Annotated in this window: 23 protein-coding genes; 6 read left to right on the top strand and 17 right to left on the bottom strand. The window is 69.3% G+C overall.

Going from position 1 to position 22,820, the window contains the following annotated elements:
• Positions 1–131 precede the first annotated feature (131 nt).
• Positions 132–1,280, bottom strand: a complete 1,149-nt coding sequence (locus tag HZS55_RS15540) for a phosphotransacetylase family protein (protein WP_179908493.1) — start codon at positions 1,278–1,280, stop codon at positions 132–134.
• Positions 1,277–3,424, bottom strand: a complete 2,148-nt coding sequence (locus HZS55_RS15545; protein WP_179908494.1) for an acetate--CoA ligase family protein — start codon at positions 3,422–3,424, stop codon at positions 1,277–1,279. Before HZS55_RS15545 ends, HZS55_RS15540 begins: the two co-directional genes overlap by 4 nt.
• A gap of 305 nt (positions 3,425–3,729) precedes the next feature.
• Here HZS55_RS15545 and HZS55_RS15550 point away from each other — a divergent pair, with 305 nt between their 5' ends.
• Together HZS55_RS15550 and dpsA are read left to right on the top strand one after the other, a co-directional pair.
• Positions 3,730–4,116: a hypothetical protein gene (locus HZS55_RS15550; RefSeq protein ID WP_179908495.1), complete on the top strand. Its 387-nt coding sequence runs from the start codon at positions 3,730–3,732 to the stop codon at positions 4,114–4,116.
• A 123-nt stretch (positions 4,117–4,239) separates the two neighbouring features.
• The gene (dpsA, locus tag HZS55_RS15555) at positions 4,240–4,788 is read left to right on the top strand and encodes a DNA starvation/stationary phase protection protein DpsA (RefSeq protein ID WP_179908496.1); all 549 of its coding nucleotides are present in this window, start codon (positions 4,240–4,242) and stop codon (positions 4,786–4,788) included.
• A gap of 3 nt (positions 4,789–4,791) precedes the next feature.
• Here the strand turns inward: dpsA and HZS55_RS15560 are convergent, their stop codons facing one another.
• Positions 4,792–4,986, bottom strand: coding sequence for a hypothetical protein (locus tag HZS55_RS15560; RefSeq protein WP_179907686.1), 195 nt, complete (start codon positions 4,984–4,986; stop codon positions 4,792–4,794).
• Positions 4,987–5,119: 133 nt separating this feature from the next.
• Here HZS55_RS15560 and HZS55_RS15565 point away from each other — a divergent pair, with 133 nt between their 5' ends.
• From HZS55_RS15565 to HZS55_RS15575, 3 genes are all read left to right on the top strand, one after another.
• Positions 5,120–6,217 carry a Gfo/Idh/MocA family protein gene (locus HZS55_RS15565; RefSeq protein ID WP_179908497.1) on the top strand — a complete coding sequence of 366 codons (1,098 nt, stop codon included), beginning with the start codon at positions 5,120–5,122 and terminating at the stop codon, positions 6,215–6,217.
• A gap of 80 nt (positions 6,218–6,297) precedes the next feature.
• Positions 6,298–7,023: a DUF7547 family protein gene (locus HZS55_RS15570; RefSeq protein WP_179908498.1), complete on the top strand. Its 726-nt coding sequence runs from the start codon at positions 6,298–6,300 to the stop codon at positions 7,021–7,023.
• Positions 7,024–7,174: 151 nt separating this feature from the next.
• Positions 7,175–7,663 (top strand): HTH domain-containing protein, encoded by a 489-nt coding sequence (locus HZS55_RS15575; protein WP_179908499.1) that lies wholly within the window; start codon positions 7,175–7,177, stop codon positions 7,661–7,663.
• Between the two features lie 116 nt (positions 7,664–7,779).
• Here HZS55_RS15575 and HZS55_RS15580 read toward each other — a convergent pair whose 3' ends face one another.
• The 10 genes from HZS55_RS15580 to HZS55_RS15625 all read right to left on the bottom strand — a co-directional run bounded on the left by HZS55_RS15580 (position 7,780) and on the right by HZS55_RS15625 (position 18,535).
• Positions 7,780–8,157 (bottom strand): Zn-ribbon domain-containing OB-fold protein, encoded by a 378-nt coding sequence (locus tag HZS55_RS15580; RefSeq protein WP_179908500.1) that lies wholly within the window; start codon positions 8,155–8,157, stop codon positions 7,780–7,782.
• The gene (locus tag HZS55_RS15585; RefSeq protein ID WP_179908501.1) at positions 8,154–9,305 is read right to left on the bottom strand and encodes a thiolase family protein; all 1,152 of its coding nucleotides are present in this window, start codon (positions 9,303–9,305) and stop codon (positions 8,154–8,156) included. The genes HZS55_RS15580 and HZS55_RS15585 overlap by 4 nt, the downstream gene beginning before the upstream one ends.
• Positions 9,306–9,398: 93 nt before the next feature.
• Positions 9,399–9,746: a hypothetical protein gene (locus HZS55_RS15590; protein ID WP_179908502.1), complete on the bottom strand. Its 348-nt coding sequence runs from the start codon at positions 9,744–9,746 to the stop codon at positions 9,399–9,401.
• Positions 9,746–11,353: an acyl-CoA carboxylase subunit beta gene (locus HZS55_RS15595; protein ID WP_246308280.1), complete on the bottom strand. Its 1,608-nt coding sequence runs from the start codon at positions 11,351–11,353 to the stop codon at positions 9,746–9,748. The genes HZS55_RS15590 and HZS55_RS15595 overlap by 1 nt, the downstream gene beginning before the upstream one ends.
• A gap of 1 nt (position 11,354) precedes the next feature.
• Positions 11,355–12,098, bottom strand: coding sequence for a 3-oxoacyl-[acyl-carrier-protein] reductase (gene fabG / locus HZS55_RS15600; protein ID WP_179908503.1), 744 nt, complete (start codon positions 12,096–12,098; stop codon positions 11,355–11,357).
• Positions 12,099–12,405: 307 nt separating this feature from the next.
• Complete coding sequence (locus HZS55_RS15605; protein WP_179908504.1) at positions 12,406–13,188, bottom strand: helix-turn-helix transcriptional regulator; 783 nt, start codon at positions 13,186–13,188, stop codon at positions 12,406–12,408.
• Between the two features lie 351 nt (positions 13,189–13,539).
• Entirely contained in the window at positions 13,540–14,598 is a 1,059-nt protein-coding gene (trmB, locus tag HZS55_RS15610; RefSeq protein ID WP_179908505.1) for an HTH-type sugar sensing transcriptional regulator TrmB, read from the bottom strand.
• A gap of 123 nt (positions 14,599–14,721) precedes the next feature.
• Positions 14,722–15,819, bottom strand: coding sequence for a glucose 1-dehydrogenase (locus HZS55_RS15615; protein ID WP_179908506.1), 1,098 nt, complete (start codon positions 15,817–15,819; stop codon positions 14,722–14,724).
• A gap of 140 nt (positions 15,820–15,959) precedes the next feature.
• The gene (locus HZS55_RS15620; RefSeq protein WP_179908507.1) at positions 15,960–17,024 is read right to left on the bottom strand and encodes a Gfo/Idh/MocA family protein; all 1,065 of its coding nucleotides are present in this window, start codon (positions 17,022–17,024) and stop codon (positions 15,960–15,962) included.
• A 212-nt stretch (positions 17,025–17,236) separates the two neighbouring features.
• Positions 17,237–18,535, bottom strand: a complete 1,299-nt coding sequence (locus HZS55_RS15625) for an HAD family hydrolase (RefSeq protein ID WP_179908508.1) — start codon at positions 18,533–18,535, stop codon at positions 17,237–17,239.
• 172 nt (positions 18,536–18,707) lie between these two features.
• Here HZS55_RS15625 and gfcR point away from each other — a divergent pair, with 172 nt between their 5' ends.
• On the top strand, positions 18,708–19,343 hold the full coding sequence (gene gfcR / locus HZS55_RS15630) for a transcriptional regulator GfcR (protein WP_179908509.1): 636 nt from the start codon (positions 18,708–18,710) through the stop codon (positions 19,341–19,343).
• 21 nt (positions 19,344–19,364) lie between these two features.
• Here gfcR and HZS55_RS15635 read toward each other — a convergent pair whose 3' ends face one another.
• The 4 genes from HZS55_RS15635 to HZS55_RS15650 all read right to left on the bottom strand — a co-directional run bounded on the left by HZS55_RS15635 (position 19,365) and on the right by HZS55_RS15650 (position 22,695).
• On the bottom strand, positions 19,365–19,817 hold the full coding sequence (locus HZS55_RS15635) for a hypothetical protein (RefSeq protein WP_179908510.1): 453 nt from the start codon (positions 19,815–19,817) through the stop codon (positions 19,365–19,367).
• Between the two features lie 137 nt (positions 19,818–19,954).
• A complete protein-coding gene (locus HZS55_RS15640) occupies positions 19,955–21,247 on the bottom strand; it encodes an MFS transporter (protein ID WP_179908511.1) in 1,293 nt (430 codons plus the stop codon).
• 103 nt (positions 21,248–21,350) lie between these two features.
• Complete coding sequence (locus HZS55_RS15645) at positions 21,351–22,163, bottom strand: HD domain-containing protein (RefSeq protein WP_179908512.1); 813 nt, start codon at positions 22,161–22,163, stop codon at positions 21,351–21,353.
• Between the two features lie 55 nt (positions 22,164–22,218).
• Positions 22,219–22,695, bottom strand: a complete 477-nt coding sequence (locus HZS55_RS15650; protein WP_179908513.1) for a redoxin domain-containing protein — start codon at positions 22,693–22,695, stop codon at positions 22,219–22,221.
• Between the last annotated feature and the right edge of the window lie 125 nt (positions 22,696–22,820).

The raw sequence follows: 22,820 nt of genomic DNA on the forward strand, positions 1-22,820 counted from the left end.
ATCGTTCGCCGTCCGATGTTCCCCCGATGTCGGGGTAAGACAGCGTTACCCCGTCTCGACGCCGTCGCCGGACCGGCAGGGCCCGGTTACGAGGACCGTTTCGGGTCCGTCGATCCCCGGTCGCCGCGATGTCACTCCCCGTCGGTATCGGTGTCGGTGTCGTCGTCGGTGACGGGGTCGGGGTCGCTCCCCGTCTCGGGATCGGTGTCGAGGGTCGACTCGCCGTCCGCGAGCAGCCCCGCCAGATCGGCGTGGTCGGCAAGGAGGTCGACCATCCGCTCGACGGTCTCCGGGTCGCGGGTCCGACCGGTGGAGATCACCTCCTCGACGCGGTCGATGGTCACCCTGGTGTCGGACTGGACGAGCAGGACCGGCACGTCGGCCTCCGCCGCCTTGCCGAGGATGGCGCCCGAGGGCCTGAGCCCGCCGGTGAGGACGATACACTCGATACCGGGCGCTTCGAGCGCGGCGGCCTGTATCTCGGAGCGGTCGCCGCCGGTGACCATCGCGGCGTTGCGCATCCGTCGGAAGTGTCGCAGCGCCGCGTCGCTGCCCATCGCGCCGACCGCGAACCGCTCGACGAAGCCGTCGGTCGAGGCCTCGGGGTTGAGGAGGTCGGCGTCGAGCGCGTCGGCCAGATCCGCGACGGTGATCCCGGCGAGTTCCTGCACGCGCGGGACGATGCCGAGGACGGGGATGTCCCGCGCTTCGAGGAACGGCACCACGTCCGTGTTCAGCGAGTCGAAGTTCGCGTCGGCGACGGCGTTGAACAGCACGCCGGCGAGCCGCCCCTCGAACTGCCGGGCGGCGGCGAGCACGCCGTCCACGTCGGCCGGGTTGGCGTAGCCGCCGACGACGAGGGCGCGCGCGTCGAGCAGTTCGGCCACGTCGGGGTCGGTCAGGCCGACGATGCCGCCGGTCTCCAGGCGGCCGCCCCCCTCGACGACGACCAGGTCGTAGTCGTCGTCGAGCGCGTCGAAGTGCTCGCGCACCCGCTCGCGGACCTCGCCGTCGCGGTTGCCGCGGATGGCCTCCTCGATGAACGCGGGGGAGTAGACGACGGGTTCGAGCTCGGACAGATCGGCGTCGATGCCGAGCAGTTCCCTCGCGAGCAGCGGGTCCTCGTCGCGGGTCTTCCCGACGGGGCTCTTGAGGCGGGTGCCCTTGGGCTTGAAGTAGGCCACGTCGAGGCCGCGGTCCTGGGCGAGTTTCGCGACGGCGATCGCGATGGCTGTCTTGCCGGTGCCTTCTCCGGTCGAGGTGACGAATATCGGTTTCATAGTTGCTCCTGGTCGATGGTGAGTCGCACGTCGACGGCCTGGGCGCCGTCGGGGGTGGCGACGAGCGGGTTGATGTCCAGTTCCACGATAGCGGGGAAGTCGGTGACCAGCTGCGAGAGGCGCTGGAGCGTCTCGACGACGCTGGCCTCGTCGACGGGGTCGCGGCCCCGCGCCCCCCGCAGCAGCGGCGCGGCGTCGATCTCGTCGATCATCTCGCGGGCCGACTGCTCGCTGACGGGCGCGAGCCTGAGCGTCGTGTCCTCCAGCACCTCGACGAAGATGCCGCCGAGGCCGAAGAGGACGAGCGGGCCGAACTGCGGGTCGCGGTTCATCCCGGCGATGGTCTCGACGCCGCTGTCGAGGTCGACCATCTCCTGGACCTGCACGCCGAGGATCGTCGCGTCGGGCTGGTAGTTGCGCGCGCGAGTCACCAGGTCCTCGTAGGTGTCGCCGACCTCCTCGGGCGGGACACCGACGGCGACGCCGCCGATGTCCGACTTGTGGAGGATGTCCGGGCTGACGATCTTCATGACGACCTCGCTGTCTCCGCCTCTGCCGTCGTCACCGCCTCCGCCGTCCTCACCGTCCCCACCGACGATCCGTTCCGCCGCCTCGACCGCGTCCGAGCGGGCGTCGACGATCTCGCCGTCGGGCGTGGGAATGCCGTAGGCGTCGAGCAGACTCATCGCCTCGACGCCGAGCCGGTTGGTGTCCCGGCGGGCGGCCGATTCGAGGATCTCGCGGGCCGCCTCGCGGTCCACGTCGAAGGTCTCCGGTTCGGTGTACTCCCGCTCGCTAATCGCCCGGTACTCCCGGAGCGCGTCGAGGCTGCGGACCGCGCGGGCGGGGTCGAAGTACGTCGGGATGCCGGCCTGCGAGAGCCGTTCGTTCGCGTCGCGGGCCGACGAGCCGCCCATCAGCGTCGCGGCGACGGGCGTGTCGTACTCGGCCTGCAGGTCGACGACCGCGTCGGCCAGGGCCTCGTAGGAGAGCGTCGCCGTCGGGCAGGCCAGGACCACGGCGGCGCCGACGTTGGGGTCGGCGAGCGCGATGTCCAGCGCCTCCGCGAAGCGCTCGACGGGCGCGTCGCCGATGATGTCGACCGGGTTGTAGACGTTGGCCTCGTCGGGGAGCGCGTCCTGGAACCGCTCGACAGTGTCGTCGGTGAACGACGCGAGCGAGAGGTCCGAGTCGCCGACGGCGTCGGTGGTCATCACGCCGGGGCCGCCGGCGTTGGTGACGATGGCGACGCCGTCGCGCTCGGGCAGGGGCTGGCCCGCGAGGATGGACCCGAAGTCGAACAGGTCCTGGACGGTGTCGACGCGGAGCACGCCGGCCTGGTCGAGGGCGGCCTCGTAGGCCTCCTCGGAGCCGGCGATGGCGCCGGTGTGGGAGGCCGCGGCGGAGGCGCCGGCCTCGGTGCGGCCGGACTTGACGACGACGATGGGTGTGTCCCGCGAGACCTCGCGGGCCGAGTCGACGAACGCGCGGCCGTCGACCACGTCTTCGAGGTAGCCCAAGATCACGTCGGTCTCGGGGTCCTCGCCCCACTCGCGGACGAAGTCGGACTCGTCGAGGACGGCCTTGTTGCCCAGCGAGACGACGTTGTGGAAGCCGAGGTTGCGGTCGTTGGCCCAGTCGACGACGGCGGTGACGAACGCGCCCGACTGGCTCATGAAGGATATCGACCCCTTCCGAGCGTTCTCGGGGCCGAACGTCGCGTTGAGCCCGACCCCGGTGTTCATGATTCCCAGGCTGTTGGGTCCGACGACGTTGAGGTCGTACTCGGCGGCGAGCTCCCGGAGTTCGCGCTCGCGGCGGGCGCCCTCGCTGCCGGACTCGCCGAAGCCGGCGGTGATGACGACCACGTCGCGGATCCCCGCCTCGGCGGCCTCGCGGATGGCGTCGAGGACGATAGGGGGCGGGACCACGACGACGGCCACGTCCACGTCGGGGACGGCCCCGACGCCGTCGTGGCTCTCCAGTCCCAGGACCTCGTCTTTCGTGGGGTTGACGGCGACCACGTCCCCCTCGAAGTCTGCGAGGAGGTTCGCCGTGATCGCCCGCCCGACCGACCCCTCCCGGTCGGTCGCGCCCACGACGGCGACTCGTTTCGGTCCGAACAGTGTCGCTAGTTCGCCCATCTACTCCGGAGTTCGCCCCGACCGGCTTTATAAGCTGGCCCGGCTTCTCACATCGCAGGAAGACGGGCGGACCGGCCGTCGCGAACCGGACCGCCCGGGAGGTCACACCCCGCGGCGTCGGTCACTCGACGGTGACATCCGCCGGCTCGGCGGCGTCCGCCGCGGTCTTGTCCCCTCCGGGAACTCGCGGACCTCGACCTCGAACCCCCGGTCGGTCGCCCGCTTCGTGAACTCGCTCGCAGGGGATGCGCGCCTCTCCGGACGGAGCGCAATCGTAAATGCACTGGCGCGCCCAGTGTCGGCGAATGACCAGAGACGAACTCGCGGCCTTCGACGACGCGGTCGTCGAGTCGGTCGCGGCCGACCACGGCGTCGCCGTCGAGCGCCTGACCACCATCGTCCGCACGCACCAGTCGAACGTCCGCGAGTTGCCGGGCGTCGAGGACATCGTCTACGAGTGGCGCAACTACTTCCATCAGGACCCGCTGGTCGGTCGGACCGAAGGGGCGTACTACCTCGCGCTGCCGGCCCACGTCTGGGAGGAGTTCACCGACGACCTCGACCTGAACGAGAGCGAGAACGGAGCTCTCCTGGCGGTTCACGACGCGCAGGCGCGGGCCGCCCCGTCCGAAGCGGGCGTCGAAACCGAGCGGCTGGACGGGGACGCCGCGATCGTCTTGACTCGTCCCTGAACTGTCACGAAGAACGCGTTTGCGACGATCGGGTTCTGAGACCTGAATTAAACTTCGAACAATCGGAAAAATACTTTTGGAATGGCAATCTTTATGCGTCGAGCGACCGTCGATCGGAACGCAATGAGCACCCAGAAGCACGTTCTACAGGAGGCCGGTACGGTCGAGGAGAACTCGCTGCGGCTCGAACGGGGGAAGGCCGAACAGATCGTCGAGGCGCTGAACGCGGACCTGGCGTCGACGTACGTGCTGTACCACCAGCTGAAGAAACACCACTGGAACGTGGAGGGCGCGGAGTTCCGCGACCTGCACGTCTTCCTGGGCGAGGCGGCCGACCACGCCGAGGAGGCGGCCGACGAGCTCGCCGAGCGGCTCCAGGCGCTCGGCGGGACGCCCGTCTCGAACCCGGTGAACATCGCCGAGACGGCGCCCGTCGAGTTCGAGGGCGACGACGTGTACGACGTCCGCACGTCGCTGGAGCACGACCTCGCGATCTTCGGGGACAACATCGAGAGCCTCCGCGAGCACGTCGAGCTCGCGGCCGATCTGGGCGACCACGCCACCGCCGAGATCCTCCGCGAGGTCCTCGTCCAGGTCGAGGAGGACGCCCACCACGTCGAGCACTACCTCGAGGACGACACGCTGGTCACCCCGGAAGCCGCCGAGAAGTGAGCGCTACTCTCGGATCTCGACCGTGAGGTCGGTCGCGATCCAGCCGTCGCCGTTGTCCGCCTCGACGAACACCGTTCGCGTCTCCGTCGCGGAGTGAGCGGCGATCTCGGGGCAGTCGGAGAAGTCCGGTTGCGCGTCCCCGTCGATCTCGTCGACCCGAGGGCGACCCCCCGCCGCCGACTCGTCCGTTGCTTCCATATCCCGATTTAGGCGAACCTAAAGAAATAAGCGTTGCGGTCGGTTTCGGTGTCCGGGAGCGGGGGCGGAACCGCTCGGCGGAACGTTCGTCCGGAGTCGGGGGATTGATTAACTCGCTCGCGTAGGCCAGACCATGGATCCGCTCTCGGTCGGTCTCGTCGGTTGTGGTAACATCAGCTCCCGGTATCTCGCGGCGGACGACGTCCACGACGCCTTCGACCTGGTCGCTTGTGCCGACCTGGACGCGGAGCTGGCGCGCGAGACGGCCGCCGAACACGGGATCGAGGCGATGGCGGTCGACGAGTTGCTCGACGACGACGCGGTGGAGGCGGTCGTCAACCTGACACCGCCGAGCGTCCACGCGGAGGTCATCACGAACGCGCTGGACGCGGGCAACCACGTCTACACGGAGAAGCCCTTCGCCACGACGCCCGAGGAAGTCGCGGCGATCCGCGACCGGGCCGCCGAATCCGGTCTGCTCGTCGGGTCGGCGCCCGACACGGTCCTCGGCGCGGGCCTCCAGACGGCACGGCAGGTCCTCGACGAGGGCCGCATCGGCGAGCCGGTCGGCGCGACCGCCCACTGGACGTCGCCCGGCCACGAGCTCTGGCACCCGAACCCCGACCTGTACTACCAGGAGGGCGGCGGCCCGCTGTTCGACATGGGGCCGTACTACCTCACGGCGCTCGTCTTTCTGCTCGGGAGCGCCGAGCGCGTGGCCGGCTCCGTCTCGCGGCCCCGCGAGACCCGGACGATCGGGAGCGACTCGCGGAAGGGCGAGGAGATCGACGTGGAGGTGCCGACCCACGAGGCCGGCGTCGTCGACTTCGCGAGCGGCGCGACGGCGAACCTGCTGATGAGCTTCGACGTGGAGGCGTCGACGCTCCCCTCGCCCGCCTTCGAGATCTACGGGACCGAGGGGACCCTGGCGCTGCCGGACCCGAACCACTTCGAGGGACCGGTCCGGGTGCGCGACCACGCCGACGACGACTGGGAGACGGTCCCGCTGACCCACGAGTACACGGCCGGTCGCGGCGCGGGAGTGGCGGACCTGGCGTTCGCCGTCCGCGGCGACTGGGAGCACCGCACCGGTGGTGCGCTCGCCGGCCACGTCCTCGACGTGATGGCGGCCGTCCGCACGTCCTCGGCGGAGAGCGCGTTCGCGACCGTCGATTCCGACCCCGGCCGCCCCGCGCCGCTTCCCGCCGAGTTCCCCGACGTGGACCCGTAATCTTCGGGTCGGCCCGGTCCTGTCGGCCGCCTGTCGCGCGAGTGGTGACGTTTTTTCCGTCGGCCCCCGAAGGACGGGACATGGCAGACGACTCCTCGGACGAGGACCTTGCGCGGCTGGTGGCCGACCTCGTCCGGACGCTCCGCGAACTCGAGGACGAACTGGAGCCCCCGCGGCCCGACGACGGGCCGCGCCTCCCGACGCCGCGGGACCTGCGCCGGTTCACCAGCGAGGTCGCTATCCCCGGGTTCATCCTGGTCCTGGAGACGAACATCCGCGCCCTGCGACTCCTCCAGCGCGCGTTGCGGCTCGCCGACGGCGCCGAGGGAGCGCGTCGGGAGACCGAACAGCTGCGCGAGCGGGCCAAATCGGCCAGCGAGTCGACGCTCTCGCGGCTCGACGAGGCGCTGGTCGGTCTCCAGGACGCCGTCGAGGGTCGGCCGAACGACGACGAGGCCGCCGAACTGCTCGACGACGCCCGCGAACTGCGCGCGGAGATCCAGCGCCGGATCCGGGAGAGTACCCCCTCCGAGGACGGGACAGACCCGGCCGCGACGGACGCCCCCGACGAGCCGTCGCCGCTCGACGACGAGGGAGACGACACGGACGACGCCGCCTCGGTCGACGTGGACGCCGAACTGGAGTCGATAAAGCGCGACCTCGACGAGTTGCCCGGTGCCGGGGACGATCCCACCGACGGCGAGGGCGACGACTCGGGCAACGACGGCGGCGACGGGAGCGACGACGGGTCGTCCCCGGACACCTCGTCGAGCGACGACCGCCCCGACGGCTCCGACCGCGAGTAGCCCGCGCCCGTCGAACGGGTTCTCCCGCCTCGTCGAACGGGTTTCCCCACGGCCCGAAACTCCGAACGGTACCGCCGAACGGCCGTTCGAGTTAGAGTATGTGAAAAAACATAATGATTTATTATCCGCGGCGTGTATACTCCGAGTACCCATGACGCCAACCGAGCGGCGGGGGGACCGGCGCGTCGTGCTGTCGCTCAGGGAGACGCTCCCGGAGCCGGCGGCGCGCCAGCGAGACCGGCTCGCGGACAGACTGCGCGAACTCGAGGCGGCGGGGCAGGTCGACTCGTTCGAGGTGACGACCTGTCCGAAGCGCATCCGCCGCGAGGACCCCGCGGACGTAGCGGCGCGGGACCGCTACCTGACGTTCTCGCGGTGGGCGCGCGACCGCGGCGCGCGCTTGCGGCCGTTTTTCGCGACGCGCGAGTGCTACGCCCCGGACACCGGCGAGCTGTGCGACTGGCTGGTCTTCCCCGCGATCACCCTCGCCGTCTACGACGAGGGCGACCTCGCCGCCGTCTACCCGCACGCGGCGGGCGAGGAGTACCGCTCGGTAGCGGATGGGTTGTCTGCCCTCGCCGGGGACGCGCGCGGTTCAGTCGACGACCGCGACCGAGCACCCATCGCGTCGGCCGACTGACCCCCTGCTGTCAGCCACCCCGACCCACCACCCCTGCCACCCCGGCGGGATGGACCGGCCTCTCGCCGGTCCGGATTCTCCGCGAACGCTTCGAACAGGTGCCGGTCCGCGCGCGGCTACACCGGCTCGAACCGATAGCCGTCCCAGTCCTGACTCTCCGGGACCTTGATACCCGCCTCGGGGTCCCGAAGCTCCTCGACGTAGACCGGTTCGACCGCGTCGCCCGTCTCGACCGCCTCGGTCGTGACCTGCCCGACCGCGCGGACGTAGTCGTCCGCGAGGTCCGCCTCGGCGAGGTCGAACTGGACGATCGCAATGGTGTTCGGCGCCCGCACGCCGGGCGGCGTCGCCGTGGACTTCGTCCAGGTGACGACCTCGCCGGTCCGCTCAGTGAGATCGAGCGTCTCGGTCTGTTTCGCGCCACAGACCGGGCACAGCGTGTGTCCGGGGTACGTGACGTGGCCGTTCTCGCAGACGTAGGCGTCGAAGCTCATCGTCCGGCCTCCATGACGGTAGTGATGACGCAGTTCCCGAACCCGCCGACGTTGCAGGCGAGGGCGGTGTCGGCCTCGACCTGTCGCGGTCCCGCTTCGCCGACGAGCTGTTTGTATATCTCGTAGCCCTGTGCGACCCCGCTCGCACCGAGCGGGTGCCCCTTCGACTTGAGCCCGCCCGAGGTGTTGATCGGCAGTTCGCCGTCCCGCTCGGTGCGGCTCTCTTCCATCTGCTTCCAGGCCTCGCCGTGCTCGGCGAAGCCACAGCCCTCCATCTGGAGGAACTCCAGGATGGTGAACATGTCGTGTAACTCCGCCACGTCGATGTCCTCGGGGCCGAGCCCGGCCATCTCGTAGGCCTGGTCGCTGGAGTCGACGACGCCGCCCATCACGGTGGGGTCGTCGCGTTCGTGAACGACGTGGGTGTCCGTCGCGCCCGCGATGCCCGAGATCACGGCGTAGTCGTCCGTGATCTCCTGTGCGCGCTCCTCGGTGGTGAACACCATCCCCGCGCTCCCGTCGGTGATCGGACAGAAGTCGTACAGCCGGAGGGGGTCGGCGACGATGGGGCTCTCCAGCGCGGTCTCCTCGGTGATCTCCTTGCGGAACTGCGCGTGGGGGTTGTCGACGCCGTTCTTGTGGTTCTTGACGGCAACTTTCGCCAGCGAGTCCCGCGGCGCGTCGAACCGTTCGAGGTAGTGCCGCGCGGTCATGCCCGCGAACGACGGCAGCGTCAGGCCGTGCTTGTACTCGGCGGGATGGGTGATCGAGGCGATGATGTCCGTCGACTCGGCGGTCGAGCGGTGGGTCATCTTCTCGCCCCCCACGAGCAGGGTCATGTCGCTGGCGCCCGAGGCCACCGACTGCCACGCCTCGTAGATGCCGGCGCCGCCCGACGAGGAGGTCTGGTCGACCCGCTCGCTGTAGGCGGGCATCACGCCCAGGTCGTGTGCGAGGGCGTTCATGATCCCGCCTTGGCCCTCGAACTCGCCGCTGGCCATGTTCGAGACGTAGAGGTGCTCCACGTCGTCGGGGGCGACGCCGGCGTCGTCGAGCGCGGCCTCGCCCGCCTGGGCGATCAGCTCCTGTATCCAGGCGTCGCGCTCGCCGAAGTTCGTCATCGACGCGCCGATCACTGCGACTGTCATGTGCGGGTACTCGGAGGGCTGTAATGTGGGTGTTACGGTGGCGAGAGTCGCCGGCGGGCCGGGACGGTGCGACCCGCTCCCGGGAGACGCCCCTCAGTAGAACGACCGAGCGCTGGCCTTCCACTCCTCGCCCTCGCGCACGTCTTTCGGCCAGCGGCTCCGCCCCATCGACTTCATCCGCCCGGCGAGCTTCCAGGCGTCCGCCCGGTCCGGTTCGTCGTCATCGGCGGCCGCGGCGGCCGCCGCGACCTGCCGGTCGTGGAGGTGGGCACCGACCGCCGAGGCGATGGCCGCGGCTTCGGCCTCGTCGGCGTCGGCGGGGATCGACAGCGACGCCTCGTCGCCGCCGACGGTGAGCGTCACCGTCTCGGCGTCGGATCCGTCGGTCGCCGCCTCACCGGCGTTCGATTCCTCGCCGTCTGAGAGCGCTGATTCGGCCATTACAGTGGGATGTTGCCGTGGTCTTTCGGCGGGCTGTCCTCGCGCTTGCGTTCGAGCATCTCCAGGTCGGAGATCAGGCGCTTGCGCGTGTCCGTCGGTTCGATCACGTCGTCGAGGTAGCCGCGTCTGGCGGGGCCGTACGGGTGGGCGAACTCCTCGCGGAACTCGTCCATCAGCTCCTGGCGGCGGGCGTCGGTGTCCTCGGCCTGCTGGAGTTCGTCGCGGTAGAGGATGTTGACGGCGCCTCGCGGGCCGAGCACGGCCATCTCCGAGCCGGGCCAGGCGTAGTTCACGTCCGAGCCGAGGAACTTCGAGGACATGACGATGTAGGCGCCGCCGTAGGCCTTCCGGACCACCACGGAGAGCAGCGGCACCGTCGCCTCGGCGTAGGCGTAGATGAGCTTCGCGCCCCGGCGGATGATGCCGTTGTGCTCCTGGTCGGTCCCGGGCATGAACCCCGGCACGTCCACGAGCGAGACGATAGGGACGTTGAACGAGTCGCAGGTGCGGATAAAGCGCGCGGCCTTCTCCGAGGCGTCGATGTCGAGAGTGCCCGCGCTGACGCGGGGCTGGTTGGCCACGATCCCGACCACGCGCCCGTCCATGCGGGCGTAGCCGACGACGACGTTGCGCGCCCAGTTCTCGTGGACCTCGAAGAAGGAGTCCTCGTCGACGACGCGGTCGATCACCTGCGTCATGTCGTAGGGCTTGCGCGGCGCCTCCGGGACGATATCGGTGATCCCGTCGAGTTCGCGGTCGGGGTCGTCCCAGGAAGCGACCCGCGGCGGGTCCTCCATGTTGTTCTGCGGGAGGTACGACAGCAGGCGCCGGATGTCGTCCAGCGCCGCCTCCTCGTCCTCGCAGGCGAAGTGGGCGACGCCCGATTTCGTGGAGTGGGAGCCCGCGCCGCCGAGTTCCTCCTTCGACACCTGCTCGCCGGTGACCGTCTCGATCACGTCCGGGCCGGTGATGAACATGTGGGAGGTGTCCTGCACCATGAACGTGAAGTCCGTCAGCGCCGGGGAGTACGTCGCGCCGCCGGCGCAGGGCCCCATGATCGCCGAGATCTGGGGGATCATCCCCGAGGCCTTGGTGTTGCGCTCGAAGATCTTGGCGAACCCGACCAGCGAGTCGACGCCCTCCTGGATGCGCGCGCCGCCGGAGTCGTTGAGCCCGACCACCGGGACGCCGGCGTCGACGGCCCGGTCCATTACTTTGCAGATCTTCTCGGCGACCACCTCGCCGACGGAGCCGCCGAGGACGGTGAAGTCGTGGGCGAAGACGAACACCTTTCGCCCGTTCACGTCGCCGTAGCCGGTGACGACGGCGTCACCGGGGAACTCCTTCTCGTCCATCCCGAAGTTGGTCGAGCGGTGCTCGACGAAGGCGTCGACTTCGGTGAACGTGCCGTCGTCGAGGAGGTACTCGACGCGCTCGTGGGCGGTCATCTTCCCGCGGGCGTGCTGGCGTTCGATGCGCTCTTCGCCGCCGCCGACCCGCGACGCCTCGCGGCGTCGGCGAAGCTCTTCGATGGCCGTCTCCTCGCTGTCCTCGCCCGCGTCGACTGTGTCCGTCTCTGTCGTGTCGTCTGTCTCTTCCTGGCTCATCTCACCACTCCATGCCGCCGTTGACGCCGATGACCTGTCCGGTCATGTAACTCGACTCCTCGCTGGCGACGAACGAGACGATACCGCAGATGTCTTCGACCGTCGCGAAGCGGTTGAGCGGTATCTCACGGAGGATCTTCTCCTGCACTCGTTCGGGTACCTCCTCCAGCATGTCGGTCGCGACGAACCCCGGGGCGATGCAGTTTGCGGTCGATCCCGACGAGGCCATCTCCAGCGCGAGCGTGCGCGTGAAGCCGAACAGACCCGACTTCGTCGTCGCGTAGTTGGCCTGCCCGTAGTTGCCCTGCTGGCCGACGACCGACGAGATGTTGATCAGCCGGCCGTGGCGTGACTCCTTGACGTCGTCGAAAAACGTCTTCGTGCAGTTGTAGACGCCGCCGAGGTTCACGTCGATGACGGCGTCCCAGTCCTCGCGGGTCATGTGCTCGAACTTCTTGTCGACGGTGATGCCGGCGTTGTTGACGAGCACGTCGACGGGCCCGAAGGCGTCGACGATCTCCTCGCGCATCGCCTGCACCTCGTCGAAGTCGGACACGTCGGCCTGGGCGGCGACCGCCCGTCCCCCCTCGTCCTCGATGGACTCGACGACCGCCCGGGCCTCCGCCGCCGACGAGCGGTAGTTGACCACCACGTCCGCGCCGCGGTCGGCGAGGTCCTCGGCGATACCTTTCCCGATGCCGCGGGAACTCCCCGTGACGAGGCAGGTCTGGCCCTCCAGGTTCATCGCCCCGCCCTCCGTTCGCGACGGTCCCGATTCATGTGATACAGTGGCCCCCGGAGACGGGTTAATAGTTCCCCTTGCAACGGTTACATAATTCGTCGGTAGTGTCGACGGTCGTCACAGACGGAAGCCGACTGAATGCGATTCAGTGTCGTTGAAATCGCCGAAACCGAGTTCCGGGTGTTCGTTCTGTCACGATTTCGTTCCCACGTGGGTATCGAGGGCGTCGACGACGGTTCGGCCGGGCGCTATCGGTGAATCCCCGGGCGTCCGACGGTCGTCCGGGCGGTGGCCGGGACCGTCGGTGGCGCTACGAGAAGTACTCGGCGACGAACTCGTCGTTGGGCGTCGCGCGGTCCCAGTAGTGTTCGAACAGGTCCCGGCCCCACTCCATGGCGCGGTCGTCCGCCGCCAGTACCTCGGTGCGGGAGTCCCACCGGCCGTCGATGGTGGGGAGCGAGAGCATGATCTCCCCGTCGGTGACGGCGATACCCACGTCCACGTCGAGCACGCGGACGGCGGTGTCGGTCCACTGGTCGGCCTCGCCGGGCGAGCCGGCGCGTTCGAGCGCGTCGAGGGCGACGCTCCTGTCGACGAGCAGTCGCGCGTCGGCGGCGTCGGGCATGACGGCCTCGTACTCGGCCTGGTAGATCGGAGTCACGATGTCGACGTTCGCGCCGCCCCGTTCGACCCGGTCGCGGACCTCCCTGACGACCGCGTGGGGGTCGGTGTCCGAGGCGCGGACCACCTCGGCGCCGGCGAGTTCGGTCAGCCTGATCCGGAACCGCCTGGGGAGCGCGGACACGTCGTGTTCGCGCCAGTAGTCGTCGGCGAGCAGCCGACAGAGGTTCCCCTGCTGTTCGAGCAGGTCCGCGACCAACTGCCCGCTCCCCGTCGCCGCCCAGCCCGCCTCCAGCGAACGCGCCAACCCCTTGCGTTCGAGGTCGCCGACGGCGTTGTAGACCGCCGACTCGCTCGCGTCGACCGTGTCGATGAGCGCGCTCATCGACCGCTCCTCGGCGACCACCGCGAGCAACACGTCCGTCCGAACCGACGACCCGAGCACGTAGCCGACGATGGACTCCGAACTCACCTCGCTCCCCCCTGGGACTGTCGAACCGATCCGTCACTCGGTGTCATTATCGGATTCCATACCCTTCGGAATTACTTCGGTCTTGCGGAACGGTATCCGCGGAATGGAATTCTTTCCGGGTGAAAAGTTCAAGATTTATACCGTTGGGGCGGTGAGGACACAATGCGGTTCGATGGGGGATGTAGGGTCCCTGCTGGCCTCTCGACCTCGAGGGGGGAGAGCGGCTCACTGGCGTTCGTCCGTCCCCACTCGCGTTCTCTCGATTTCGAACGAGGAGCCGCCGCTCGTGAGTGCTCCGTGGCCTCGGCCGCAGTTCGGTGTTCGGACCTCGACAGCCGTCCCAGCCAGCCGTCAGTCGGCGGGTTCCGGCGGGGAGTCGCGGCCGATGCGGATCTCGAAGGACTCGATGTCCTCGAGCGCGGCGACCTGTCCGCCGACGGTGACCCGCCCCTCGTCGGTCTCGACGACGAGCGACGCCTCCTCGAGGCTGGAGGTGATGCTTGTGTCGACGACCTTCCCCTCGACGACCAGTTCCTCGCCGGTCAGCACGTCCCGTCCCTCGATGGTCGCGTAGAACTCCCCGTCGAGGTCGACCATGTCGGAGATCGCGCGGCGGATCGTCCCGTAGCGGCGCGGGAACGTCAACTCCTCGCCGTCCGTCCGGACCGTCTCGGCGGTGGTCCAGAGGACGGTGTTCATGAACATCGAGACGAGGAATCCCAGCTCCGAGCGGTCGAAGATGACGCCGTAGCGGTCGGTGTCGCCCTTGAGGCTCTCGCGGGTGGCGTAGATGGAGTAGCGGCCGTCGGCGACGGCGACGACGGGCGTCGTGACGCCGCGGCGCTGCTTGACCGTGCTGGCGAGGTCGTCGTAGTCGTACTCGGCGGGGGCTTCGACTTCCGCCGCCGGCGAGATGAGGAGTTCGATGGCGACGCCGTCCTCGTACTGGCGCCGGAGCTGGCTCTCGAAGCGCTCCAGCAGCTCGGGCGTCAGCGAGAGCATCAGCTCGTAGTCGGCGGAGTCGATGACCTCGGAGAGATATCGGAGGATGGTGGGGCGGGACTTGACGAGCGAGACGGCCTCCGTGCCGCGGGCCGGCTGGGTGTACTGCTGTTCGAGCCCGTCGACGAGGGTGTCGAGCGACTCCTGGAGGTCGTCGAACGCCTCGGCGGGGTCGAGCGCCAGCACCTTCATCGGCCGCGACTCCTGCAGCTCGACCAGGCCGATGTCGCTCAGGCTGCGGACCGTATCGTAGACGCGCGGCTGGGGGATGTCGGTGTAGTCGGCGATCTCGGAGGCGGTCACCTGACCGTGTTCGAGGATCGTGAGGTACGCCTTGGCCTCGTACTCCCCGAAGTTGAACCGCTCGGAGACGGCTTCGAGCGAGGCGAGGAGGTCGTCACCAGCCATGTCGGTTCCCTCTTTCGCCACCGAGTAAATCAGTCTGTCCCTTCGCGCGGTCGCCGGTCGGCCGCGGCGAGCGCGTCGCCGTCGAGCGGCCCCGCCGGTCGCCCGCAGCGGTCCCGTGACCGCTCACAGCCTGTCGAACTCGACGACGGCCTTGATCTGGTCGTCGCCGTACTCGAAGGCCGGCGCCACGTCGTCGGGCGTCGCGACGGTCGTCACGAGGTCCGCCAGCAGCCAGTCGGGGAGTTCGTCCAGCGTGTCGACCGCGCCCTCGAAGTGTTTCACGTGGGAGTTGACCGTCCCCACGAGCGCCTTGTTGTGGAGGACGAGCTCGTTGTGGATCCGTCCGCCGTCGACCTCGAACTCCCAGGAGTCGGGGATGCCCAGCAGCGCGCCGACGCCGTTGGGCGAAAGCGCCTCGACCGTCTCGAAGGCGTGGGGGGCGTAGCCGGTCGCCTCGTAGACGAAGTCCATCGATTCGTAGGTCTCGGGGACCGTCTCCAGGGGCGTTTCGTTGGAATTGACGTACGTCGCACCGATCTCGTCGATGATGTCGACCGTCGGGTCCGGCCGCTCCCGGCGACCCAGACAGTAGGTGCGCTCGAAGTCGTGGGCGGCGAACGAGCGGTCGCTGTCGACGCCGTACTCCAGCATCGCGAGCGTGATCAGACCCAGCGACCGGTTGCCCAGCACCAGGGCGGACTCGGGCGTCCACTCGAACGCGGACCGCGAGGCGTAAGCGTGTTCCATCGCCTTCTCGGTGATGCTGATCGGCTCGACCAGGAAGCCGACTTCCCAACGGTCCTCGGGGATCGACACCAGATACTCCGGCGGGCTCGTGAAGAACTCGGCCATGTAGCCGTGTTCGCCGACGATCCCGCGCTCGACGTACTCGCCCTCGGGAGCCATGTCCGGCTCGCCGCGCTCGAAGTAGTCGTTGGTCCCCTCCGCGGGCGGCCGCCGGACGGTCGGGACGACCACGTCGCCCTCGTCGAGGTCGGTGCCGTTCGCGTCCGCGACGACGGCGACGGCCTCGTGGCCGAGCACCACGTGGTCCTCACCCTCGGGGAACCCGCCGTGGGAGCCGCCGATGACCTCGTGGTCGGTGCCGTCGACGCCGACCCGGAGCGTCCGCAGCAGCGCCTCGCCCTCGTTCGGTGTCGGTCGCGGCTTCTCTACCACCGTCGGCCCTTCCGAGCCCCGCTGGACAGCGATCGCTTTCATCAGTTGGTAAAAATGAGTACTCTATTCCGAGTTAAGTCTTTCCTCAGAGCCGTCCGGGCCGGCGACGCGTCGGGCCCGAGAGACGGTGAGGAGAGGCGGGCTCGCGGACCGAACCGCTCGTCGAGAACGCCCGCGGGGGGTCAGTCCTCGACGGGGACGGCCTCGCCGGTCTCGCTGGAGCGGTAGATGGCCGAGAGGACGCGCTGGACGGTGAGGCCCTGGTCGACGGTGTTGCGCTCGGGCGTCTCGCCGCGCGCGCAGTGTTCGAGGAAGTAGGTCTGCTCGGCCGCGTGGGCGTCTTCGTTGCGGGTCTCGACCTCGGATTCGACCATGTGGCCGGCGCCCTGGGTGCCCGACTCGTGGAAGGTGACGCCCTCGCCGGGGCGGAAGGTCGCGCCCGATTCGGTGCCGCGGAGGATGTACTCCTGTTTCTTCGGGCGGTTGACGGCCCAGGCGACCTCCAGGGAGATGGTGCGGTCGTCGGCACAGCGGATAAACGCCGTCGCGGAGTCGTCGACGTTGAACCCCTCGGGACCCTGGTCGTCGCCCCACATCTGGATGTAGGTGTAGTCGTCGCGGCCGCCGAACTGCGAGCGGGTGACCCCCGACACTTCCTCGACGTCCGGGTAGCCCAGCATGTACAGCGAGAGGTCGACCGCGTGGACGCCGATGTCGATGAGCGCGCCGCCGCCGGCGACTTCCTTGCTCGTGAACCACGAGCCGCGGCCGGGGACGCCCCGGCGGCGGATGTAGTTGGCCTCGACGTGGCTCAGGTCGCCGAACCGACCCTCCTGGCGGTAGCCGTTGATGACCTCGACGGGGTTCTCGAAGCGGGTGTGGAAGCCGACCATGCAGAACCCGTCGACGGCGTGTGCGGCGTCGGCGATCCGCTCGGCCGCCTCCAGGGTGTTGGCGAGCGGCTTCTCGACGAGCACGTCCAGGCCCCGGTCGAGGGCGTCGACGACGTACTGCTCGTGGAACTTGTTGGGGGTCGTGACGGCGACCGCGTCGACCTCGTCGTACAGTTCGTGGTGGTCCTGGTAGGTCGGGACGCCGAACTCGTCGCCGAAGGAGGCCCGAGCCCCCTCCGCGATGTCGACGCCGCCGACCAGGTTGGCCCCCTGGTCGACGAACCGCTCCGCGTGGTGGTGTCCGATGTTACCCAGACCGACGATGCCGAGCCTGACAGATGAGATATCGACCATAGTGTTGACTCCGTTCGGTTCTCACGGAAACCTACTCACGGACTCCCGTAAATCTCCCGCGATCGGACGCTGAACACCGACCCCGGTCGAACGGCCCCCCGCTTCGTTCGACTCGGTCGGACGTACGGAACCGCTCGACGGCGAATATCGCCGTCTCTCGACGCGAGTCGCTCGTCGCCGAGGGGGTCCGTCGGCCGACGACACCGGCGCCCTCACTCGACGGCGACCAGTTTGTCGAGGGCGTACACCGTCCGTAGCACGTCGCCCGCGTCGCCCGCGGGGAAGACCAGGTCGTCGCGCTCCCGGACGTGATCGAGAACGACCGTCGAGGCGTGTTCGGGCGCGGCGGCGATCCCAGCCTCGCGCTCGGCGATCCACTCCATCACCCGCAGGTCGCTCTTGCTGTCGCCGAGCACGAGCGCGAACGGGTCCTCGACGCCCAGCACCTCGAACGCCGCCTCGACGCCGCCGGGCTTGTCGAGTTCGCGGCTCACCACCTCCGCCGCGTCGCCCTCGTAGTAGGCCACGTCCACGCGACCGAGGAACTCCGTCACCGCCGCCGGTACCTCCATGTCTGCCGGGCCCGCTTCGCCCGGCAGCTCGTCCCGGTCGTCGAGCACCGCTTCGATCTCCGGGTCCCGGGTCGCGTAGAACGCGCGGGTCCACTCGCCGGCGGCCGCGCCGAGGGCGCCCTCCTCGTCGCGGTCGGCCGGTTCGGCCGGTCGAGCGGCGTCGACGCGGTCCGCGACGACGACGCCCAGGAGGTCGAGCAGGTAGACGAGCGCGTCGTCGACCACGTCGACGGCGGCGTCGCTTCCGGTCTCGAAGTTCGGCTTGAGCGTGACGTTGAACTCGTTGCCCTGGAGGTGACAGCCGCGGGCGACCGTCTCGGGCGCCTCGGAGAGCACGCGCTGGCGCAGGCGGTCGAACACCGTCCGGACCCGTTCGTCCAGATCCTCGTACAGCAGGCGCTTGGTCTCGGGGCCGTGGCCGGGCGTGAACACGCCGGTGCCGCTCTCGTAGACGACGCTCACGTCGCCGGAGTTGACGACGGCGTTGCCCAGCCCCTGACCGAGAAAGCCCTTGACGTTCTCCAGCGTCTGGCCGGTGCAGACGACGATCGGCACGCCGGCCTCGTGGAACTCCGTCAGCAGGTGCAGCGTCTCGCGGGGGATCTCGTTGTCGGTCGTCCCCGCCGAGCGCAGCGTCTCGTCCACGTCGAGGACGAGGGCGTTGACCGACCGGTCGTACTTCGTCGCCAGGTCGAGCCCGGCGAAGGCCTGGTCGCGGGTGGCGTGGGCGGCCACGTCGGCGTAGGTCTCGCCGGTGCCGGGGAAGGCGTCGCAGATCTCCCCGCGCAGGTCGTCGAGTTCGTCGCTGGCGTCCTCCCAGTAGGTGAGCGCGACCCGCGAGTCCAGCGGCGGGAAGAGATCGACGAACGCCTGGTGGGCCCGCAGTCGCTCGGCGTCGAACTCCTCGTAGAGGCGATAGAGCTGGTCGTAGCGTTCCATTGTCGGAAGCTACCGTCGGGACCCGTTGTGTAGGTTGGGATCGGCGCTCGCACCCCGCGGCCGGCCCGGGGACGGCGGTCGGAGCGCAGTCGGTCGCGTACGCGGAGCGTGAGACGGCGACGGGAACCCACAACGGGTAACACCCCCGCGTGCGAAGGCACAGCTAAGACGCATGAAGAACATCGACGATCTCATCGACAGCGCGGCGGAGCTGGCCGAAGGGGGCCTCTCGAAGGGAGAGATCGCGGACGAGCTCAACGTCTCGAAGGAGACGGCCTCCTGGCTCGTCTCGCGCAGCGGCGCCACGACCGCGACGACGAGCGCCAAGAAGCCCCAGAGCCCCCACGACATCCACGTCGACTGGAGCGCCATCGGCCGCGACAGCGCCCGACTCACCCACGTGGGCCGCGCCGTCGCCGACCTCCTCTCCAAGCAGGGCGACGAGGTCGACCTGACCATCGGTATCGAGAAGGCCGGCGCGCCCATCGCGACGACGGTCGCCCGCGAACTGGACACGGACCTGGGTACCTACGCGCCGAGCAAACACCAGTGGGACGACGGCGAGAGCGAGGAGCTCTCGGGCTCTTTCTCCCGGAACTTCGCTCAGATCCGCGACCGGGAGTGCTACGTTGTCGACGACACCATCACCAGCGGGACGACCATGACCGAGACCGTCGAAGCGATCCGCGACCGCGGCGGCGAGCCCGTCGCCTGCGCGGTGCTGACCGACAAGCGCGGCGTCGAAGAGATCGAGGGCGTCCCCGTCTACTCGCTCGTGCAGGTCCTCCGCGTCGGCCAGTCCGAGTAGCCGCCTCCGCGACCGTCCGGCTCAGGGCTCGACGTCTTCCCAGTACGTCGAGGTGATGTGGGCGTCGGGCTCGTCGGGCGAGGACAGGGTCAGTTCGTCGTCGGTCCACCTGACGACCAGCTCCGGGCGGTCCTCCGAGGGCCCGTCCCGGTCGGGTGCCTCGGCCGCCTGCGCGCGGACGAGGTCGTCGGTGACCGCGCGGCCGTCGCCCTCGACGACTTCCTCCGTGAGCCCGACGCACTGCACCGAGCGCGCGCGGTCGGCTGTCCCCCCTCCGTCCATCGACTGCGCGCGCTCGAACGTCGAGCGCTCCTCGTCCTCGGTCAGCGATCCGAGCCGGGCGCGGAGGGATCGACCGACCGAGCGGAGTCGTGCGGCGAAGCGGCTGGCGAGGGAGTCGGACTCGGTTCCCCGGTCGGTGTCCCCGACGGCCCGACCCTCCCTGTCGGACCCGTCGACGGGGGTCTGGCTCATACTTCCCCTTGGTGTGGAACGGTAAAAATCATTGTGCCAACCAGTGACATGCTCGTGGTACTACCGGGTTCCCGTCAGGTCGGACCGGCGGGGCCGTCGGCGGCTCTCGGCCGACCGCTCGCCGCCGCCTCGGGCGGTCAGTCGCCCGGGGTGGCGACGCCCTCGGGTGCGGGTTCGACGCTGTAGAGGCCGACGAAGGCGACCGCGGCGACGACGATGAACGCGCTGGCGGTGAAGAAAGCGACGAACACCGAGGTGGCGTCCCACAGCGCGCCGACCGAGACCGGGCCGACGACCTGCCCGACCTTCCAGGCGATCGAGCGCAGCGACATGCTCCCGGCGACGGCGTCGAAGTGTTCGCCCTCTTCGACGAACAGCGCCATGCTCGCCGGCAGGCGGATGCTGTCGGCGACCCCGCAGACGGCGAACGCGCCGAACAGCGGGAAGAAGGCGGGCGGCAGCGTCGTCGACAGGCCCGCCACGGCGACCGTCGTCGGCGCGAACCACCCGGCCGCGTACTCCGCGAAGGGGATGATCGCCGCGCCGACGGCGTACAGCACCGCGCCGACGAACACGAAGACGTGCTTGTGGCCTAGTTTGTCCGTGTACGAGCCGACGATCCCCTGGGTCAGCGACTTGGTGAGTTTCCCGCCGGCGAGGATACCGCCGACGAGGACGGGGTTCATGCCGAAGCGGGTCCGCGCGTAGATCGGCAGGAAGAGGATGACCGCCATCTTCCCGAAGCTGAGGCCCAGCCGGAAGACGACCAGCGCGCGGATGGCCGCTCGGCCGAGCAGCATCCGCAGGGTCTCGACGCCGGTGGCCTCCTCCGGGTCGGCCTGGCCGCCGGGGTCGTCCCGGAGGAAGGCGTAGACGCCGACGAACGCCAGCAGCGTCACGCCGCTGAGCACGCTGTAGGTGAGCGTGAACCCGCTCGTCGCCAGCAGGATACCGCCCGCGAGGTCGCCGGCGAGGCTGGAGAAGGCGCCCACCTGGTTGTAGGTGCCGAGCCACTGGCCGCGCTCGTCGTCGGGGCTGATCTCGCCGACGACGGTTGAGCCGGTGATCCACAGCAGGCTCGCCCCCAGGCCCTGGAACACCCGCATCAGGACGACGTGGCTCACCGTCTCGACCATCGCGAACCCGACGAACACGAGGACGTTCAGCGCGAGCCCGACCAGCAGGTACCGCTTGGCGTTGCCGGTGTCGATCTTCCGCCCGAGCGGCAGGACGATGATCAGCTGGACCAGCGCGAAGGCGGTGCCGAACAGCCCCTCGACGGTCCCGGAGGTGGCGAACATGTCGGCGTACAGCGCCAGCGCGATCGCGATGGTCGAGTACGCCTGCGACCGCGCGAAGGCGGTGCCCGCCAGCGCCACGAACTCGGCGTTGCCGAACAGCCGCAGCGATCCACCCGAGCCGTCGCTCACGATCCACCGGTCCGGCTACGACCGAAAGGGCGTTTCGTCCCCGGCGGGCACTTCCGGCAGTCCGCGACTCAGGGACTCCCGACAGCGACGGTTCGCCGCCGGCTCACAGCTCGATCCGCTCGACGATGTTCTCGCCGCCGTCGGAGGTGTTGACGGCGACGATCCGAACGTCGTCCTCCAGCCCCGACCCCTGGAGCTTCGCCTTCAGGAGTTCGTCGACCTGGTAGACGCCGGCGGCGTTGTGCATCTCGATCTCGACGAGGACCGCCGCCCCGTCGCCGGGCTTCAGCGTCACCGACTCGATGGCCTGGCTGGAGACCGTGTTGATGCCGCGCCCGCCCCGCTCGTAGGGGTACCGCGACCGGCCGTGCTCCATGTCCAGCCCGTCGGCCAGTCGGACGAGCCCCGCCTCGGTCGTCAGCGGCGTCTCCTCGGTGTGGTGACAGAGGATCGCGTGCAGCACCTCGCCTTTCATGCGCACGGCGTCGGCCGTGTCGTACCACTCGTCCAGGATCCGGTCCAGCAGGTCGGCCGCCAGCGGGATCGAGTAGTAGGGGTGTTCGTCCCGGTGGACGACGTGGCCGATGTCGTGCAGCGTCGCCGCGAGCGCGACGATCACCGGCTCGTCGTCGGCGTCGAGGTCCTGTTCGGCGGCGCCGTTGAACTCGACGCCGCCCTCGTAACAGAGTTCGTACAGCGTCAGCGCCCGGTTGCGGACGATGCTGACGTGTTTGGCGCCGTGGTCGTTGTAGCGCATCCGCGCGACGGGGTTGACGTTCTGGGCGTCGAGATACGTCCGGATCTCCTCGTCGCGCTCGACGAACGCCAGCACCTCGTTGAGCCGCTCGTCGGGGAAGGCGTGCTCCGCGTCCGGGTCGTACGACTGACCGTCGACCGCGTCTTGGTCGTCACTCATGTCCCCACTGTCCGTCCGGGCGCGCAAAAACCCCTCGTGCTCGGGAGCTTCGCCGTCAGTCCAGCGCGGCGACGGCGTCGCGCACCTCGTCGTAGTCGGGTTCGATACTCGGGTCGCCCGCGACCCACTCGTACCGGACGACGCCCTCGCCGTCGATCACGACCACCGCTCGCTTGGCCACGTCGTCGACACCGATCGACGCGAAGTCCATGGCGAGGTCGTAGGCGTCGACGATCCGTCGGTTCGTGTCGCTGATCATCCCGAACGTGAGGTCGCTGTCCGCGCGGAACTCGTCGAGCGCGAACGGCGTGTCGACGCTGACCCCGTACACCGTCGCCCCGAGGTCGTCGAACTCCGCGAGCCGGTCTTCGAAGGTCTCCATCTCGTGCGTGCAGGTCCCCGTGAACGCGCCGGGGAAGAACGCCAGAACCAGCGGCGCCTCGTCGAGTCGCTCCGAGAGCGTGAACTGCGACACGTCGCCGTTGGCCAGCGGTGCGGTGAAATCGGGGGCGGCGTCTCCCTCGTCGACCATGGCGGACGGTTACCCTCGCGCGGGAAGGGTGTTGGGACACCGGCGGGCGCGGCCGGATCCGGTCCCGGCGAAAGATTGATACAACGGGGACCCAGGGGGGTGATAGACAGCAAAAAGGTTATTTT

The organism is Halosimplex rubrum, from assembly GCF_013415885.1.
In the GTDB taxonomy this organism is placed as follows: Archaea; Halobacteriota; Halobacteria; order Halobacteriales; family Haloarculaceae; genus Halosimplex; species Halosimplex rubrum.

What these genes read in the sequence shown, in the direction of transcription:
- HZS55_RS15540 (WP_179908493.1), bottom strand. Translation starts at nt 1,280, where the DNA reads ATGAAACCGATATTCGTCACCTCGACCGGAGAAGGCACCGGCAAGACA.
- HZS55_RS15545 (WP_179908494.1), bottom strand. Translation starts at nt 3,424, where the DNA reads ATGGGCGAACTAGCGACACTGTTCGGACCGAAACGAGTCGCCGTCGTG.
- HZS55_RS15550 (WP_179908495.1), top strand. Translation starts at nt 3,730, where the DNA reads ATGACCAGAGACGAACTCGCGGCCTTCGACGACGCGGTCGTCGAGTCG.
- dpsA (WP_179908496.1), top strand. Translation starts at nt 4,240, where the DNA reads ATGAGCACCCAGAAGCACGTTCTACAGGAGGCCGGTACGGTCGAGGAG.
- HZS55_RS15560 (WP_179907686.1), bottom strand. Translation starts at nt 4,986, where the DNA reads ATGGAAGCAACGGACGAGTCGGCGGCGGGGGGTCGCCCTCGGGTCGAC.
- HZS55_RS15565 (WP_179908497.1), top strand. Translation starts at nt 5,120, where the DNA reads ATGGATCCGCTCTCGGTCGGTCTCGTCGGTTGTGGTAACATCAGCTCC.
- HZS55_RS15570 (WP_179908498.1), top strand. Translation starts at nt 6,298, where the DNA reads ATGGCAGACGACTCCTCGGACGAGGACCTTGCGCGGCTGGTGGCCGAC.
- HZS55_RS15575 (WP_179908499.1), top strand. Translation starts at nt 7,175, where the DNA reads ATGACGCCAACCGAGCGGCGGGGGGACCGGCGCGTCGTGCTGTCGCTC.
- HZS55_RS15580 (WP_179908500.1), bottom strand. Translation starts at nt 8,157, where the DNA reads ATGAGCTTCGACGCCTACGTCTGCGAGAACGGCCACGTCACGTACCCC.
- HZS55_RS15585 (WP_179908501.1), bottom strand. Translation starts at nt 9,305, where the DNA reads ATGACAGTCGCAGTGATCGGCGCGTCGATGACGAACTTCGGCGAGCGC.
- HZS55_RS15590 (WP_179908502.1), bottom strand. Translation starts at nt 9,746, where the DNA reads ATGGCCGAATCAGCGCTCTCAGACGGCGAGGAATCGAACGCCGGTGAG.
- HZS55_RS15595 (WP_246308280.1), bottom strand. Translation starts at nt 11,353, where the DNA reads ATGAGCCAGGAAGAGACAGACGACACGACAGAGACGGACACAGTCGAC.
- fabG (WP_179908503.1), bottom strand. Translation starts at nt 12,098, where the DNA reads ATGAACCTGGAGGGCCAGACCTGCCTCGTCACGGGGAGTTCCCGCGGC.
- trmB (WP_179908505.1), bottom strand. Translation starts at nt 14,598, where the DNA reads ATGGCTGGTGACGACCTCCTCGCCTCGCTCGAAGCCGTCTCCGAGCGG.
- HZS55_RS15615 (WP_179908506.1), bottom strand. Translation starts at nt 15,819, where the DNA reads ATGAAAGCGATCGCTGTCCAGCGGGGCTCGGAAGGGCCGACGGTGGTA.
- HZS55_RS15620 (WP_179908507.1), bottom strand. Translation starts at nt 17,024, where the DNA reads ATGGTCGATATCTCATCTGTCAGGCTCGGCATCGTCGGTCTGGGTAAC.
- HZS55_RS15625 (WP_179908508.1), bottom strand. Translation starts at nt 18,535, where the DNA reads ATGGAACGCTACGACCAGCTCTATCGCCTCTACGAGGAGTTCGACGCC.
- gfcR (WP_179908509.1), top strand. Translation starts at nt 18,708, where the DNA reads ATGAAGAACATCGACGATCTCATCGACAGCGCGGCGGAGCTGGCCGAA.
- HZS55_RS15635 (WP_179908510.1), bottom strand. Translation starts at nt 19,817, where the DNA reads ATGAGCCAGACCCCCGTCGACGGGTCCGACAGGGAGGGTCGGGCCGTC.
- HZS55_RS15645 (WP_179908512.1), bottom strand. Translation starts at nt 22,163, where the DNA reads ATGAGTGACGACCAAGACGCGGTCGACGGTCAGTCGTACGACCCGGAC.
- HZS55_RS15650 (WP_179908513.1), bottom strand. Translation starts at nt 22,695, where the DNA reads ATGGTCGACGAGGGAGACGCCGCCCCCGATTTCACCGCACCGCTGGCC.